The organism is Mesorhizobium kowhaii (assembly GCF_042431665.1).
Lineage (GTDB): Bacteria > Pseudomonadota > Alphaproteobacteria > Rhizobiales > Rhizobiaceae > Mesorhizobium > Mesorhizobium kowhaii.
This window is the reverse complement of record NZ_JBHLYT010000055.1, coordinates 16127-30884: the sequence shown is the minus strand read 5'-3', so window position 1 is coordinate 30884 and position 14758 is coordinate 16127. Positions and strand designations below refer to the sequence as shown.

The following is a 14758-nucleotide window of genomic DNA, read 5'->3' as shown; positions in this document are numbered from 1 at the left end:
TCCGCCGCCTCGCTCGCGACGATGATCCATGGTGGAAAAACGTCAAACTAGATGCGATCGTGCTTGCCGGAAGCCGCCCCGAGGACGTGCCTACGCTTCAAGGGCCTGTGCATGGTTAGGATCGGGTCAACAAAGAAAAAAGACGCCGCTTACGTTTCAGGAAGGGTTCTGATTGCCCGAGGATTTCTGAAAGCCGCCCGCAATAGCAACCTCGTTGCCGATGCAGGCGACATCGGGAACCCGGTCATGTCCACGGTGATCAACTGTGCCATCGCCTATGCCGATGCTTTAACCGCCAAATCCCGCGGTGAAATCAACCAAGGCGACCATCAAGCGGTCGTTAAGCTGCTGCGGGCGGCTTTAGGAAAGAATCTGCCCTCGAAGCAGGAAGCGAATTTGAGGGCACTCCTGGAGGAGAAGGATGAAGTGCAGTACGGATCAAGGGCCAAGACGCGAAACGAGGCGGAGAGGGCGCTGACGCGCCTGGAGGAGTTCGCTGTATGGGCCGAGGAACACCTCGCCCTTTGAGGTCGGCTTCGAAGGGAAATACTAGCCGTTCATGTTGCTGAACGGCTGAAGAACCTTGTCTGCAGCACTCGACGGCGTTGGTGGCGATTGCTGATTGCGGTGAAATGTATAGTAGCGTGCAGGGGAAATATATATTACGAATCTGATGGAATGTCTAATTAACCGGAGCCATCTACCAGCCATACTGGCGCAAGCTCCGGTCGGGTCGCGGACGTTTGCCTGACAGTTGGTCGCGCTTTCTCTCCAACTTTGTCAGAAAACCTGGGTCTCGGCCAAGCTGGGTCGGACATTGAAGCTACGGCGGCGGTTGCCACCGAGTTGCGGAATTGCTTATCCCCGCATCCTAGAAACTCTCCACAATTGCCCGCCCTCTCCAATTGCTTGATGGCTCTTCTTCCGTGCTCCCACGGGACATCGCAGCTTGACCAAACTTGATGGAAAATTGACCAGAAAGCCGCCGGCTCTTCGAGGTAGGCCGATCCATCCAGCAGATCGAGCAGGCCAGCCAGACGGGTTGTGGAAGAGTACCGCCGGAAGAGGTGGCGTACCTGATCATCTACCGTCTCCAAACAAGCCTTCCCCATGTCGTCATGCTGTTGCACCATTTCCCCTCGCATCAAGGCCAGCACCTCCTCCAAAACAAACATGATGCAATCATGTGGAGTATTTCATTCCACGCAAAGGGCTTAGCTGCAATTTGGTGCACCATTCGCCGTCATGGCCTTCGGACTTTACAACGGGCTTGACGGCCAGCTCTGCCAAAGACTCAGCCCAGATCTGGAAATGCTGGCACCGCGAGCCGACTGCGGACAGAAGCTGCCGGGTTGCTCAAAGGTGGGAGGCAGGCATTCAATTCTGATGCGTGGTTGGCAACTGGATCACCGAGCACATCTCAAGATATCGACAAAACGCATTGGCAAGCTGTATCTGTCGTGGCGTCCTGCATTCCGCTTCGAACACTTGTGGTGAAGCCACGAGAATCGACAGGCATTTTGCCCGCGACGTCGCAACGTTGAAGCGATTTAGGCTGTAAAGGAACTCCATGCCTCGTGGGGCGTCTGCGTGAGTTGAAGTCGCCATCGAATAAATCGCAATCGGCGCCTCCTGACCCTGAAATTTGTCGACCGTTCCGACTCTGGCGCTGGTAAGGTGCTGCTGGATTTCAAAGACCTGCGCGTTGTAAGGCGTGATGATCAGAATATCATTCAGTGTGACGACATCTTCTTTCCCGTGCCGATCGACCCAACGCGTTTTCGACTGCAGGATGTGGTTCACGAGGTCGCCGATGACGACAGCCTCTTCCGGGGAGGAGTTCTGATTTCCGCTGTGACTCACCGGGATGTACCGCAGGCCGGACCCTTGTATCGGACCGCTCGATACGATCTGGCCGTCAAGGCCCTCCTTTGATTTCAGTTTGCCCTCATAGAATAGCTCCGATGTGAAAGCGCATATATCGGGGTGGAGCCGCCAGGTCTCTTCGAGAAACAGCCCTTGCCCGGCGGCGATCGTTTTCCCGCCGGCGAGAATGTGATTCAGAGCCGACACGTCGGTTCCGTCCGGGTGACTTCCCTGCATCGGTTGATCCAGCTGTTGAGGATCGCCAAGCAGAACAACCGTATGGGCTGCCTGCGAAACCGCCAGCACATTTGCGAGAGACATCTGAGCCGCTTCGTCCACTACGAGAACGTCGATGGATTCAAACGCATCCGCCCGTGACCAGAGGAAGCTCGTCCCCCCAGCGACCTTGCATGGTCCGCTCAATGCTCCATAGACATCGGCATTGCTCTTCGCGAAGACCAAGCGGTGCTGATTGGATTCCACCTCTTTCGGCTTCACGATGCATGTCAGGTCGACGCCTAGGTCGTCGGCCGCCTCGACCACCTTGTCGATCAAATTCCTGATGACCTTGTGGCTGTTTGCGGTGATCCCGACGGTCTTACCTTCGCCAACAAGCGTGCAAACCATCCGTGCGCCAGTGAACGATTTCCCGGTGCCCGGGGGGCCTTGAATCGGGAAGACACCGCCATCGAACACGGTGGCGGCCCGCATCGCTGCTGCCAAGGTTGTCTCCTCATCGGTCTTGATCGGCTCACCCCGCAAACGCGGCGCTAGGCGCAGCAGCAGATCGCGCGCCGCGCAATATGGCCCGTCGCCAGTTAGGCCGCGGTCCGCCACGTATTCGCCGATGCGCACGAGGGAATTGGCCTGTTCATCAGAACCGAAATTCTTGGAGCCGTAGATCGCCTGGGGATGAATACCGATGGACTTGCCTGTCTTCTTGATGTCGACCGTACGGTTCTGCTGCGATACCGCAACCGTGGTTCCAATCTTGTCGCCACCGACATTGTGCAGGTCGTCCTCGACGCGAATGTCTGTTTCCTGCGGGATGAATGAATAGCGGTGCGTCGGCAGCTTTCCGCCCCCAGGGACTTCGCCGACGAACGTGAGGCCCGACAGGCCGCTGCGTTCGTCCATCAAGTCTTCGGCCGACAGATCGCGAAGACGAAAGAACTCCCACCACGCAGCCTTTGCTTCGCGCCGATGCCAATCGAGAATGTTGGCGAGTATCCATCGCGCGTGCTGTTCCTCGTCGCGTTCCTCCGGATCGACAGGCACGTCCGCGGTTAGCCGCTCGATCAGCGGCCCGATCTTTGCGAGCCATGCCGTGACGTTTTCGCTCGCTACTTCGTCGCCGGGTTGAGGCCGGGCAACCGGCTCACCAGCAGCGATCGTCTGTGAGCGGAGCATTTCCAGCCAGTCGCGAAGAAACTGCGTCGATACGCAGTCGTCGCGATTGTAGCTCTCGACCACCGATCGGTCTTGTTCGCGAATTTTGTCAGGGTGTCCGAGTTCCAGGCTTGACTGGAGACTCAGCAATGCAACGTTTGCGTCCTGAAGAGCTGTTTCGCGCGTAAATCCATAAAACGGTTCCAGCCTCTTGATCGAATAGCTTTCAACGCTGGCGCGAAGGCCGTTGCGGACAACGCCGTAAAGATCGACGAACAGCTTCGACCGCAGCATGTTGTCGAATTCTTCTTCACGTGTTGCGTAGCGGCCCATCAGCCGTTTCAGTGCCCCAGGCTCGTAGGGTGCGTAGTGGTAGACGTGCAGTTCCGGATACGTCTCTCGACGCTTGGTTGTGAAGTCGATGAACGCTTCAAATGCGAGCTTTTCGTCAGCGCGGGAGAAAGCCCAGTCCCCGACGTAACTCCATTCGCCCGCTTCATTTTTGAAATGATATCCAACGAGGTACTCAAGCCCGTGCTCGCCGACGAACGGATCGCCTTCCAGGTCAAGGAAGACATCGCCATCCGATGGCTCGGGAAGACAAGTTAGCCCGAAGCCTGCTACTACAGGAAGGAGCTCGAAGCCGAGGCTGCCACTGGCTCTCGCCTCCACCTGCAACCGTGCTTGCTCGCGGATGCGCTCGTAGGAATGAGCCGAGCCGCGCTCGGGCTTCCATTGCAAGGGCAGGGGCATAGCGGCTAGCGATTCCATCGCGCCGACGCCGCGGGTTTTCAGCTCGTTGATCTGCACCTTGGATATCCCCGCAACGAGACAGAGGTGATCGTCAACTCGACGTCGATTGTCGCATTGCGTGCTCCAGCGACAAACATCGCAATGACTGTTGGGGTCAGGATAGGTGTCGGAATCGGCCGCTGAATCGACAGCCAACTCAAGCCCCGATTTGGCCCTGCGATAGAACGCCCCGTAGTCCGCGAAGCGATACTGCTGTGGCCTAAAATCCGCCCATGGCGGAACCACGTGCATGAGTTCAGGTGCCAGACCCTGAGCGTCGGCGAGCAGATCGGAATAGAGACAAAGCTGGAGGACGGTACCCCCCTTTGTCTCGCGAGCCAACTTGGTGTCGACTGCCTCATAGGACCAGGGTCCAAGCGCTGACGGTGTCTCAACGCGGAGAAGCACGTCCGTTCGACCGCTCCACCGTCCGTTCAACAGGGCTCCTTGGATGATGACAGGCGTTCCGGCGCGCATTGCATCGAGTGTCTGTCCGGCGGCGGCCACCGTGATGTCGACGCCTTCAATGCGCACCGCGTCGAGGCCAGAATTCTTCAGATGGTCGACGTACGCTTGCTCGTGAAGCGCACCTCGTTCCCGAAGGATTTCAAGAAAGGGATCGTAAGAGGCTGGCTTGGCAAGTGTGCCTTGAGCGACTGCCAGGTCTAGGCACGTGAGATGGCGGCAATTCAGATGGCCGACCAAGTCGGTCGCACTTAATTGGATCCCGTGCCCCGACTGTCTCATGAAGCGAGCTCGGAGAAATCGGCGCTTCGATCAAGCGAAAAGAAGACTCCGACATTGATTTCTGCGGTTGTCATCACATGGCTGCCAAATTCTCGGTTGTTGCCCGTGACGCCTGGGAAAATGGAAACCGAGGACACACAGGAAAGAGCCTGCTTCCTTGCCGGGGAAGGGGGCGATGGTGCCACCGCTGCTGCTCCCTTTCATGAGTCTGGGGACCCGATGACCTCCGGGCACTTGCGAGGGGAATATCCCACTTACCACAGTCGGGGTTGAACAAGTCCCGGAGACGGAAATAGCGGTCGATACGCACAAAGTCCTTAGTATTCATGGAGGCGACAACGGCGCGGTGCGCGATCGCCGTTGCTGCGATCGCGAGGTCTTGCCCTGGCTTCTTGGCGTTCCTGCAAGGGACCCAAAGGTCCTGCAGAGCAGGGATCAGCGTCATGTCTGCATAGAGTTGGGCAACGGGGGCATCCATCGCAAGAAATACCACATCGGACTCGAGCAATGATTTCAACCATTTCGCAAGGCTGGCGGCCCGTTGTGCATCCTTAGGCTTGAGCATGGAAATCCCCCTCTGTATTTCAAATACCGCGCTAAAGGGAATGGCGATAGGGGCGCGAAGATTGCCAACCCAGTCGACGACCTTGGGATTGGGCCGCTTGTGGGCCAACGCGCTCAGCACGTTCGTGTCGAGCACGTACATTGTCGATCGAGGGCTCACAGAAACTGTCCGTGGTGTTAAAGTGCAGAACTCATATTTGAGAGTCACCGGCAATCCGTTAATGAGCTGGACGGCAGGAGGTTTGCAAATGGGGCGTGCTCCCCGCGGTCAGGCAGCATCGGGCAAGCGGACGAAAGTCTGGAACGCACGCGAAGCCCGCGAACGGTTTGATGACCTTCTCGCGGCGGCGGCGCAGAACGGCCCCCAGACGGTCCGCGACAATCGGCGTGTGTTCAAAGTCACACTTGAGCGCGCCGGATCGTCGCCTATTGCGAAAAGCCTTCTTACGAAAGGCGGGCCTCTGGAAACAAAGGACGTTCTGGAAGATTGAGTTGCGAGTCAGGTCCTGTCATGGCAGCTGAGCTACGGACCCGCAGTTGATTGAGAGAAGATATGGTTCGACAGGAGGGGTGATGAATAGTTCGCTATCCTGGCAAGACAAGATGCACGGGCCCAATTGAAGCCAGTGGGAAACCGGGCAAAGAACACTCTCGGATTATTCACAGCTCTCGATAAAATCGATCGGTCCTTCAAATTTTATCGACGTTTTTGATGCCGCCGAAGGAGATTGGCATCCACAAGTCCGCTTGCAACCGGAGAGGGCAACGTGGATTTCAACGAAACTCAGCCATACGAAAACGCGGCCGACCGGTCGGAAGGCACCAGGGCGCCCACGTATACCCAGAGCGAACGCCTGCACGCGATTAAGGAGCGTGTACGCGCCCGCCAAAAGGCGATGACTAAGGCGTTTATCGATATCGCGTCGGAGCTCGACGCCGCTCGCAACGAATTGCCGAAATCCAAGCTGAAGGCATTTCTCGTATCCGAGTGCGGCCTGAATCGAAGCGATCTTCGGACCTATCTGAAATTCACCGAGGCCCTTGGGGCTCATCGCGAGACGATCTTGAAGGGGGCCGTTTCCTTCGCCACCATCAAAGCCCTGGTCGCGGCTCCGACAGCCGTCAGGGACGAAGTCGTCGAGAAGATCGCGCTGGGAAGTTTCGTGGCTTCAAGCGACGTCGCGGCAGTCAAGCGCCGCCATGTCAACGATGCAAAGGATCCTGGTGTCGAGCAGGAACGCCGACGCCGGAAGGCGCTGCGTTCAGCGGCGGAATTGAAAGCGCAGTCGAAAGTCGAATCCTTCGGCGAGCAGTTTCTGCCGTTCGCGCAATCCCTTATCGATTTCTACAACGACGGTTACGACGATACCCGTTCACGCGACGATTTGATCGACAATCGCATTTCGCTCATGCAGGAAGCTGGCGATTGTCTGGCTCGCTTCGAGGAACTGTTCGATACGGCAGCGCTTCCGGCCGCATGGGAGTTCCATTACCAGGGCAATCCTGACGAGACTGTTTGGCTCGCACGAGCGCACGACAGCCTGAAGAGCTTGGCCTTGGGAGAATTCCAGTCGATCGATCCGGACAGCGGCAACCCATACGACACGAGCCATGACTTCCTCGACCGCGCTGCGGTGGAAAGCGTGCTTTGGCTTTTCAACGACAACGGCATTTCGCGAGAGCAGTTGAAGCACAGGAAATTGCCTGCCTCAGCCTCAAAAACGGTGATCGACCCTCCCTATCGGCTCAGCTCGATTGAGATCTGCGCTGGTGCGGGAGGCCAAGCACTCGGGCTGCACGCCGCGGGTTTCGACGCCGTCTGCATCTACGAGCAAAACAAGAATGCGGTGGCGACGCTGAAAGTCAACCGGGCGCTCGGCCCGGTCCGTCAGGGCGACATTGCAAATGTGGATTTTACTTCATACCGCGGAAAAATCGATCTGGTCGCCGGCGGGGTACCCTGCCAGCCCCATTCAAGCATGGGCTTGCAGAAGGGGCGCGACGATGAACGCGATCTCTTTATGGAAGCAGTGCGGATTGTCAGCGAGGTCGCTCCAAAAGCCTTTTTTTTCGAAAACGTCGAGGGGTTCGGCTTCAGGGCAAACTCGGCTTATCGTGCGGAACTTCATCGGAAGTTCAAGGAGCTTGGCTACGACACGCAGGTATTCAGCTTCTTTGGCAGCGACTACGGATTGGCTCAAAATCGGCCAAGAGTAGCGTTTGTCGGATTTCGGGACGTTCCGATCGGCCGCTTCCGTATGCCGCCGAGATTCCCAGAATGGAGAACCACCGTCGGCGAAGCTCTGATTGATCTCGTTGCCGCGAATGGTTGGGAGGGAGCGGAAGATTGGGCCAGGAACAAGGCAAACAAGATTGGGCCGACCATTGTCGGAGGATCCGAGCAATCCGGAAGACTGGCGTTCAGCGCCAATTTGCGGAAGCAGGCCTGGGTGGATCTCGGGATCGATCCCTTGGGAATCGCAAAGAGCGCCCCCTCGGCGGACCATCCGAAAAATTCGCCTTTCCAATTCACGATGAAAATGGGCGCGCGGCTTCAGGGCTTTCCGGACGACTGGGTGTTCTGCGGTACGCAACACCCGCAGAAACGTCAGATTGGCAATGCGCTGCCGCCGGTCATGGCACGGGCGGTCGGTCTGGCGATCTATAGTGCCCTTACGGGATTGGACTTTGACTACGCACAGGCTCTGCAATCGCCGCTACCCGCCCAGCATCAGGGTAGGCTGAAGCTCAACATGCTTGCACGGGTAAGCGATCATCTGGATACCGTTCCAGATCATTGCTGATGACGTCACCCGCATTGAGGGCATGAAGCTGAAGCATTGGGATGGCAACTCTCCATCGCCATCCCAATGTCGACTTGGCCGCTGAACTGATTGTCGCAGCTTGCCTGGTTCGCTGCTGAGCGGCGCACATCAGCAAAGTGACTCGCATGGTATGCCGTCGCTGTCGCGATCGAGCTTGCCGCCCCAGGAACAATTGTCCAGATACCACCGGGCCTCATCACAGGAGCTGATTTGCGAACACGTCAGCCGCCGATCGCAAGATCAGTTGTGCGCTATTCGCGAGAACGAACTTCCTCTGATTGAAGTCACGCCGAACAACCGACTGTTTTCCCTGGGAGACGGCGAGCTGTTTCCGGACAAGAAGCTTATAGCCACGATGAACCAAATTGCTATTGCTTCACTGTTCCTCCAAGTAGCTAGGATGTCGATGCCATTTGCGCACTCAATTCGGTCGAACGCACCCCAAGTTTCGGTATCAATGCGACTTATGCATCAGTGGATTTTTGGAGCGGCCGACAGATTGGCAACCCTTGAAAGCTCTTAGAGATGAACCGAGTTGATCGAAAAATGGGTACATATATTGAGGCGGTCACAAGGTGATCAAGAACTGAAGTACGATGCCTTGTCCGCCCGCGACGCGTCTGGACGCTAGCCCAGACGGTCCTACAGTACAGCCTTGGCGGGCTAATTACCGTCGAGGGATGAGACCCCGCCGTCAATTCGGAAGCGCTGGTCATGCGCGTTCTGCTCAGATTGCTCAGGCTCTGAGCAACCAACACGAATTGACCGAGGCGGCCGCGTCTCTACGGATCAGCCAAAGCCTCATCCACGGTCCCTCGAAGGCGAGCGCATCGCACGACCCAAGCGCCTTGGCGAACCGCCAGTCGAGGCTCCCGCCGTCTACACTACTGTAATGAACATTTCGGATGGTCGATCCCGTAGCAATTACTACCAGATTGACCAACCGATGAAACACCGGCCATGACAGAGGCGGCTCCGGATCAACAGGGGGCCTTCGATGCCCTCATCCACGCAGCGCTGGAAAGTCTGCCGCCGGCCGAGCAGCGCATGGCCCGCTTCTTTGCCGATCGCAAGCAGTCGGTGCTGCTGGTTCCGCCGCCGAGATCGCGGAACTTGCCGGCGCGAGCGATGCGACGGTGGTGCGCACGGCGCGTTCGCTCGGCTTTGAAAGTCTCTCGGCGCTGCGCCAGATGCTGCTGTCGGACCTGACGGGAACGTCGTCGTCATCGACATCCACGAAAATGTCCTGGCGGTGCTCAAGCGCCCCGAGATGGCGGCGGGCTTTGCACGCAGCATCGACATATTGGCGCCGGCCAATCGCCGCCATGTCTTCGGCCTCGGCCCTTCCGGCGCCATGGCCGACTACGCCAGCCTGCAGTTCGACCGCATTGGCTTGCCCAGCAGCGCGCTGTCGGTATCGGGCATTGCGCTCGCCGATCGCCTGCTCTGGTTCGGCAAGGATGACGCCGTGCTGATGATCGCCTACGCGCCATTCTATCGTGAGGTCGAGGTCGTCCTCGATCAGGCCCGGCAGCATGACGTGCCGGTGGTGCTCATCAGTGACAATCTGGGTCTGCTGGTGTCCGACAAGGTGGCCGAAATCCTGCAGGTTCCGCTAAGAATTTGTGCCCATCCGAGCCCTCGCTGAGAAACGGCTTGGTGAACAGCAGCAGGATTATGGCCACGACCACGGCGGCCTGGACGACCTTCAATCGCTTGCTCGAACGCCTCCGGCGCGGGCTTGGGGGAAGGGGGGATGGTCGTGTTTTCCATGGCACGAGCAAACCTGTCCAACGGGGCTACCGGAGTATCGCCTAAACCCGGCCAACTTCCCTTTCTATCGAATGATGGCGAAGCATTCGCCAGGGTTTTGTCGCCTCAATGGCCAATCTTACAAAATTGTAAAGCGCCGGACAGATCCCGGTGACTTCGCCTGGCTATCGTGGTGATGCCGCCACGTCCCCGACCTGGACGGAGTTTGATCGATGCAGCCGGAAGACCGGCCCAGAGCAGGGAGATATCACATGAACAAACTGGTTCTCGCCTTTGCACTCGGCGCATTCGCCGTCGCCAACCCCATTTCGTCCGCATCCGCAGCTGCGACGCCTTGCGAGACCTCGCTCAAGAATTTGCGGGCAGCAGAGGCGTCGGCGAAGGTCAGCGACGCAGACAAGAACAAGGTCTCCGACTTGGAAACTAAGGGCATCGAACGGTGCAACGCCGACGACGACAAGCGCGCCAATGACTTCTTTGCCCAGGCCATGAAGATCTTGGGCAAGTAGACAGGCTTCCCCTCCCACCAACGACAGGATCTCGTCATGCTCTCGCCAACCAGCAATATTGTCGCGCCTACCATCAACCGGGTTCCCGAAGTTGCCGTCGATTTCTGGTTGATCAAGCTGATGGCGGTGACCATGGGCGAGACGGCGGCCGATTACCTCGCTGTCAATCTCGGCCTCGGTCTGACCATCACCTCGCTGATCATGACCGGTATCTTGGTTGTCGCGCTCGTTCTTCAGTTTGTGCAGAAACGTTACGTACCATGGGCCTACTGGCTGGCGGTCGTGCTCATCAGCGTCGTCGGCACCCTGGTCACCGACAATCTCGTCGACAATTTCGGCGTGCGTCTCGAAACGACCACGATCGCGTTCGCTATAGTGCTGGCTGCGACCTTCGCGGTCTGGTACGCAAGCGAACGAACGTTGTCGATCCATACGATCTTCACAACAAGGCGTGAGATCTTCTACTGGCTGGCGATCCTCTTCACCTTTTCGCTCGGCACCGCCGCTGGGGATCTAGTCGCCGAGCGCTTCGACATGGGCTACCTCACGGCCGGCCTGCTGTTTGGCGGCGTGATCGCGCTCATCGCATTCGCTTACTACGTGCTCAAGCTAGACGCTATCCTTGCCTTCTGGCTTGCCTATATTCTGACGCGGCCGCTTGGAGCCTCCTTCGGCGACCTGCTCTCGCAACCGGTCGAATATGGCGGGTTGGGCTTCGGCACCACCTCGACCAGCATGATCTTCCTCGGCTGCATAATCGCCCTTGTTCTCTATATGACGCTGAAGAAGCAAGTCGACGAGGCCGACGAAATCCTGCTTGAGACGGAATAGGCCCGGGCGGTGACCTGCCGCCCGGACGCGATGAGGAACCGACGGTGATTTTGCGGCGAATTTCGGTCAAGCCTTGGATGTTTGCGACTGTTGGCGTGATAGCGTTTGCCGGCTGCGCCTTGGCCGCTACGCACCTCAACGACAATTTCCACCCGATCGTCGAGCGCCGGGTCTATCGATCCGCCCAGCCGACGGGAGACGAGATCAGGGCCTACCGTGACGAGTACCACATCGCCGCGATCATCAATCTGCGCGGCGAGGCTCGTGGCCGCTCGTGGTACGACGAAGAAGTGAAAACAACGAGGGAGCTTGGTATCCGGCATATCGATTTCGCCATGTCGGCCCGCAGGAAGCTGACACAGGATCAATCGCTCGCCTTGATCGCGCTGATGAAGTCGGCGCCGAAGCCGCTGCTCATCCATTGCCAGGCTGGATCCGACCGCAGCGGTCTGGCGGCGGCACTTTATCTGGCGGCGCTTGAGAAAGCCGGCGAAGAGAAATCCGAGGCGCAACTGTCAATCCGCTTCGGCCATATCGCCATTCCGCTCTTGGGAACCTACGAAATGGATCAGAGCTTCGAAGCCATGGAGCCGCTGCTTGGGTTTTCCGGCTCATGATGGCGATTGCAAACCCAATTCTGCCAATCGTGCGATCGCCGATGCTAGCATGGCGTCTCGATGTGGTCTGGACAGTAGGCAACGATGCGACTTCTTCTCGTTGAGGACGACCCAAGGACAGCCGACTATGTGGTCAAGGGACTGACCGAAGCTGGGCATATCTGCGATGTCTTACGAAACGGCCATGACGGACTGTCTGCCGCGACACGCGATTCCTATGACGTGATTGTAGCAGACCGGATGATCCCCGGCCTTGACGGCCTGTCCATGATCAAGGCGGTTCGCGCCGCGGGCGTACGGACGCCGGCGATTTTCTTGACCGCGATCGGTGGCGTCGACGACCGGGTCGAGGGGCTTGAGGCGGGCGGCGACGACTATCTCGTCAAGCCATTCGCTTTTTCCGAACTGTTGGCTCGCATCAACGCCATTGGTCGCCGTCCGGCGGCGCAAGAACAGAAAACCAGATTGCGGGTCGCCGATCTCGAAATGGACCTGATCATGCGCCGTGTGACACGGCAGGGCCGGCCGATCGACCTTCAGCCACGGGAATTCAGCTTGCTCGAGGTATTGATGCGTGGCGAAGGGCGCGTCATCACCCGCACCATGCTGCTTGAGCGCGTCTGGGATTTCCATTTCGATCCCAGGACCAGCGTGGTCGAGACCCATATCAGCCGGCTACGGACCAAGATCGACAAACCGTTCGAAACGCAACTCATCCACACCGTACGCAACACCGGCTACAGCTTGCATGCGCCGCTTTAGCCTGCTTCGAAGTACGCCTTTCCGGCTGGCGTTGATATTCGCGTTTCTGTTCGTGCTGGCCTTCGTGTTGTCGGGCGCCATCGTCTACCGGCTGATGAGCGCAAATCTCGCAGATCGGCTCGACGAGTCCATCAAGGAGACATATTCGGTCGTGGCGGCAACATATGCTGAGAGCGATCTGGAAGACCTGATTTCGACGGTGGACAGCCACTCCGCGCTCAGTCCGAAGAGGAAGCAGCTCTTCTCGCTGACAGGTCCGGACGGAAAACATCTGGCCGGAAACTTTACCGCGGCAGATCTGCCCGACGGCTTCTCGATGTTCGATGCGGCGGTGTCTGGCATGCCTTCAGGTAGCGAGTACAGGGCCTATTCCGGCTCGGTTGGCGCAAACAAGCTAGCCGTGGCGTTCAACCTTTCCGAGACCGAGGAATTGGAAAGCATCGTCCTAATGAGTTTCGGCTGGGGAACCCTCATCATCACGGGCTTGGCGGTGGCCGGCGGCGCCTTGCTTGCTTCGCGCGTCCAGCGCCGCCTCGATGGAATCGCGGCCACCATGGTCGATGTCTCCCATGGGCGGCTCGACGCCCGCATCCCCTTGATCGGGAACGGCGACGATATCGACCGTGTCTCCAGCCAGGTGAACGCCGCGCTCGATCGGCTGTCGGCGCTTGTCGAAGGCATGAAGCAGGTCAGCGCCAACATTGCGCACGACTTGAAGACGCCGTTGAATCGTCTCCAGATGATCCTGGAAGCAGCGTCCGAGAGGACCGCATCAGGGCAAGATGTTACCGATGATTTGGCCGAGGCGCTCGCCGAGGGCCATCAGATCAATGAGACTTTCGAGGCCCTTCTGCGTATCGCCCAGATCGAGGCCGGAGCGCGCAAGGCGCGGTTCATCGATCTGGATGTGAATGGCGTCATAGAAACCATTGCCGAAATCTATGGGGACGTGGCCGAAGATGACGGAAAATCCCTGTCGGCAAAGATCTTTCAGGGTCCGGAATGTCAAATCCACGGGGACTGGGAATTGCTGACGCAGATGTCCGCAAACCTCGTGGAGAATGCCCTGCGGCATTGCCCTCCCGGCACGGCCATCGAATTGTCGGTGACAAGGCAGGATGACTGTATTCTCGTAAAAGTCAGTGACAACGGTCCCGGGATTCCTCCCGAAGAGCGGGAAAGGGTTTTTCAACGGCTCTACAGGTTGGACCACAGCCGGACAACACCTGGCGACGGCCTCGGTCTCAGTCTTGTGCGGGCCATAGCCGACCTGCATGGGGCGTCCATCAGCCTCGAGGATAACCATCCCGGACTGACAGTCACCGTCAATTTTCCAAGAGCGAGATCCTGAGCAAAATCTTCCGTGTCACATAACGGCCTGACACCAAGCTTACCAAATCGTATGAACCGGGTGACATGCCTGTAAGTTTGATGCCGCATACTGAACGCCATCTTCGTCCAGTTCGAAAGGCCGCATCAGATGAACACACTTCAGAAAAGTCGCCGTACTCCGCCGATCCTCGCTGTCGCAATATGTCTGGGCGCAGCCGGCGCACTTGTCCCGATTGCAGGAAGCGCGCCGGCGCTTGCCGCGGAAAAGGCCGTTCAACCGGAAAAGAACCCTCCTGGCGACATTCCCGATACGCAGGTCTTCATCGACTACACGTCGCCCCAGGGATTCACCATGAAAGTGCCGGAAGGCTGGGCGCGTTCGGATCGTGCCGATGGCGCAAACTTCGTCGACAAGCTGGACGGCGTCGTCGTTTCGGTGTCGAATGTGGACGCCGCGCCGACCGTCGAGAGCGCCAAGGCCAACAATGTTCCGGAGCTTGAGAAGGCCGAACGCGCCGTGAAGGTGACCGCGGTCAAGGCGGTGAAGCTTCCGGCGGGTCCCGCGGTTCGTATCGTCTATACGTCCAACTCCGAGCCGAACGCCGTGACTAGCAAGCAGGTTCGCCTGGAGAACGAGCGCTACCTCTATTTCAAGGACGGCAAGCTGGTCACGCTCGAACTCTACGCACCTAAGGGCGCGGACAATGTCGACCAGTGGCAATTGATGTCGAATTCATTTCGGTGGAAGTGA

Annotated in this window: 13 protein-coding genes; 10 read left to right on the top strand and 3 right to left on the bottom strand. The window is 58.2% G+C overall.

The annotated features are described in order from the left end of the window. The first annotated feature begins 111 nt into the window (after nucleotides 1–111). On the top strand, nucleotides 112–528 hold the full coding sequence (locus ACFFNA_RS32790; RefSeq protein ID WP_378923916.1) for a hypothetical protein: 417 nt from the start codon (nucleotides 112–114) through the stop codon (nucleotides 526–528). An 849-nt stretch (nucleotides 529–1377) separates the two neighbouring features. Here ACFFNA_RS32790 and ACFFNA_RS32785 read toward each other — a convergent pair. Both ACFFNA_RS32785 and ACFFNA_RS32780 read right to left on the bottom strand, forming a co-directional pair. Next, nucleotides 1378–4752 carry a TM0106 family RecB-like putative nuclease gene (locus ACFFNA_RS32785; RefSeq protein ID WP_378923915.1) on the bottom strand — a complete coding sequence of 1125 codons (3375 nt, stop codon included), beginning with the start codon at nucleotides 4750–4752 and terminating at the stop codon, nucleotides 1378–1380. Nucleotides 4753–4867: 115 nt separating this feature from the next. Further along, complete coding sequence (locus ACFFNA_RS32780) at nucleotides 4868–5500, bottom strand: PIN domain-containing protein (RefSeq protein ID WP_378923914.1); 633 nt, start codon at nucleotides 5498–5500, stop codon at nucleotides 4868–4870. Nucleotides 5501–5606: 106 nt separating this feature from the next. On the opposite strand from ACFFNA_RS32780, the gene ACFFNA_RS32775 reads away from it, so the two are divergent. Beyond that, nucleotides 5607–5849, top strand: a complete 243-nt coding sequence (locus ACFFNA_RS32775) for a hypothetical protein (protein WP_378923913.1) — start codon at nucleotides 5607–5609, stop codon at nucleotides 5847–5849. Between the two features lie 276 nt (nucleotides 5850–6125). Next, nucleotides 6126–8162: a DNA cytosine methyltransferase gene (locus tag ACFFNA_RS32770; RefSeq protein ID WP_378923912.1), complete on the top strand. Its 2037-nt coding sequence runs from the start codon at nucleotides 6126–6128 to the stop codon at nucleotides 8160–8162. Between the two features lie 129 nt (nucleotides 8163–8291). On the opposite strand, the gene ACFFNA_RS32765 is transcribed toward ACFFNA_RS32770, so the two are convergent. Next, entirely contained in the window at nucleotides 8292–8393 is a 102-nt protein-coding gene (locus ACFFNA_RS32765; protein WP_378923918.1) for an excalibur calcium-binding domain-containing protein, read from the bottom strand. Nucleotides 8394–9435: 1042 nt separating this feature from the next. Here ACFFNA_RS32765 and ACFFNA_RS32760 point away from each other — a divergent pair. The 7 genes from ACFFNA_RS32760 (at nucleotide 9436) to ACFFNA_RS32730 (ending at nucleotide 14758) form a co-directional block, all read left to right on the top strand. Further along, nucleotides 9436–9831, top strand: a complete 396-nt coding sequence (locus ACFFNA_RS32760) for a MurR/RpiR family transcriptional regulator (protein ID WP_378923911.1) — start codon at nucleotides 9436–9438, stop codon at nucleotides 9829–9831. 376 nt (nucleotides 9832–10207) lie between these two features. After that, complete coding sequence (locus ACFFNA_RS32755; RefSeq protein ID WP_378923910.1) at nucleotides 10208–10465, top strand: hypothetical protein; 258 nt, start codon at nucleotides 10208–10210, stop codon at nucleotides 10463–10465. A gap of 36 nt (nucleotides 10466–10501) precedes the next feature. After that, on the top strand, nucleotides 10502–11296 hold the full coding sequence (locus ACFFNA_RS32750; RefSeq protein ID WP_378923909.1) for a COG4705 family protein: 795 nt from the start codon (nucleotides 10502–10504) through the stop codon (nucleotides 11294–11296). Between the two features lie 77 nt (nucleotides 11297–11373). Continuing rightward, nucleotides 11374–11913 (top strand): tyrosine-protein phosphatase, encoded by a 540-nt coding sequence (locus ACFFNA_RS32745; protein WP_378923908.1) that lies wholly within the window; start codon nucleotides 11374–11376, stop codon nucleotides 11911–11913. 84 nt (nucleotides 11914–11997) lie between these two features. After that, entirely contained in the window at nucleotides 11998–12675 is a 678-nt protein-coding gene (locus tag ACFFNA_RS32740; protein WP_378923907.1) for a winged helix-turn-helix domain-containing protein, read from the top strand. Beyond that, on the top strand, nucleotides 12662–14026 hold the full coding sequence (locus ACFFNA_RS32735) for a sensor histidine kinase (protein WP_378923917.1): 1365 nt from the start codon (nucleotides 12662–12664) through the stop codon (nucleotides 14024–14026). The genes ACFFNA_RS32740 and ACFFNA_RS32735 overlap by 14 nt, the downstream gene beginning before the upstream one ends. 129 nt (nucleotides 14027–14155) lie before the next feature. Beyond that, nucleotides 14156–14758, top strand: a complete 603-nt coding sequence (locus ACFFNA_RS32730) for a hypothetical protein (RefSeq protein ID WP_378923906.1) — start codon at nucleotides 14156–14158, stop codon at nucleotides 14756–14758.

Excerpts from the sequence above, each read along its gene's own strand:
- ACFFNA_RS32790 (WP_378923916.1), top strand. The coding sequence starts at position 112 with ATGGTTAGGATCGGGTCAACAAAGAAAAAAGACGCCGCTTACGTTTCA.
- ACFFNA_RS32780 (WP_378923914.1), bottom strand. The coding sequence starts at position 5,500 with ATGTACGTGCTCGACACGAACGTGCTGAGCGCGTTGGCCCACAAGCGG.
- ACFFNA_RS32775 (WP_378923913.1), top strand. The coding sequence starts at position 5,607 with ATGGGGCGTGCTCCCCGCGGTCAGGCAGCATCGGGCAAGCGGACGAAA.
- ACFFNA_RS32755 (WP_378923910.1), top strand. The coding sequence starts at position 10,208 with ATGAACAAACTGGTTCTCGCCTTTGCACTCGGCGCATTCGCCGTCGCC.
- ACFFNA_RS32750 (WP_378923909.1), top strand. The coding sequence starts at position 10,502 with ATGCTCTCGCCAACCAGCAATATTGTCGCGCCTACCATCAACCGGGTT.
- ACFFNA_RS32745 (WP_378923908.1), top strand. The coding sequence starts at position 11,374 with ATGTTTGCGACTGTTGGCGTGATAGCGTTTGCCGGCTGCGCCTTGGCC.
- ACFFNA_RS32740 (WP_378923907.1), top strand. The coding sequence starts at position 11,998 with ATGCGACTTCTTCTCGTTGAGGACGACCCAAGGACAGCCGACTATGTG.
- ACFFNA_RS32735 (WP_378923917.1), top strand. The coding sequence starts at position 12,662 with ATGCGCCGCTTTAGCCTGCTTCGAAGTACGCCTTTCCGGCTGGCGTTG.
- ACFFNA_RS32730 (WP_378923906.1), top strand. The coding sequence starts at position 14,156 with ATGAACACACTTCAGAAAAGTCGCCGTACTCCGCCGATCCTCGCTGTC.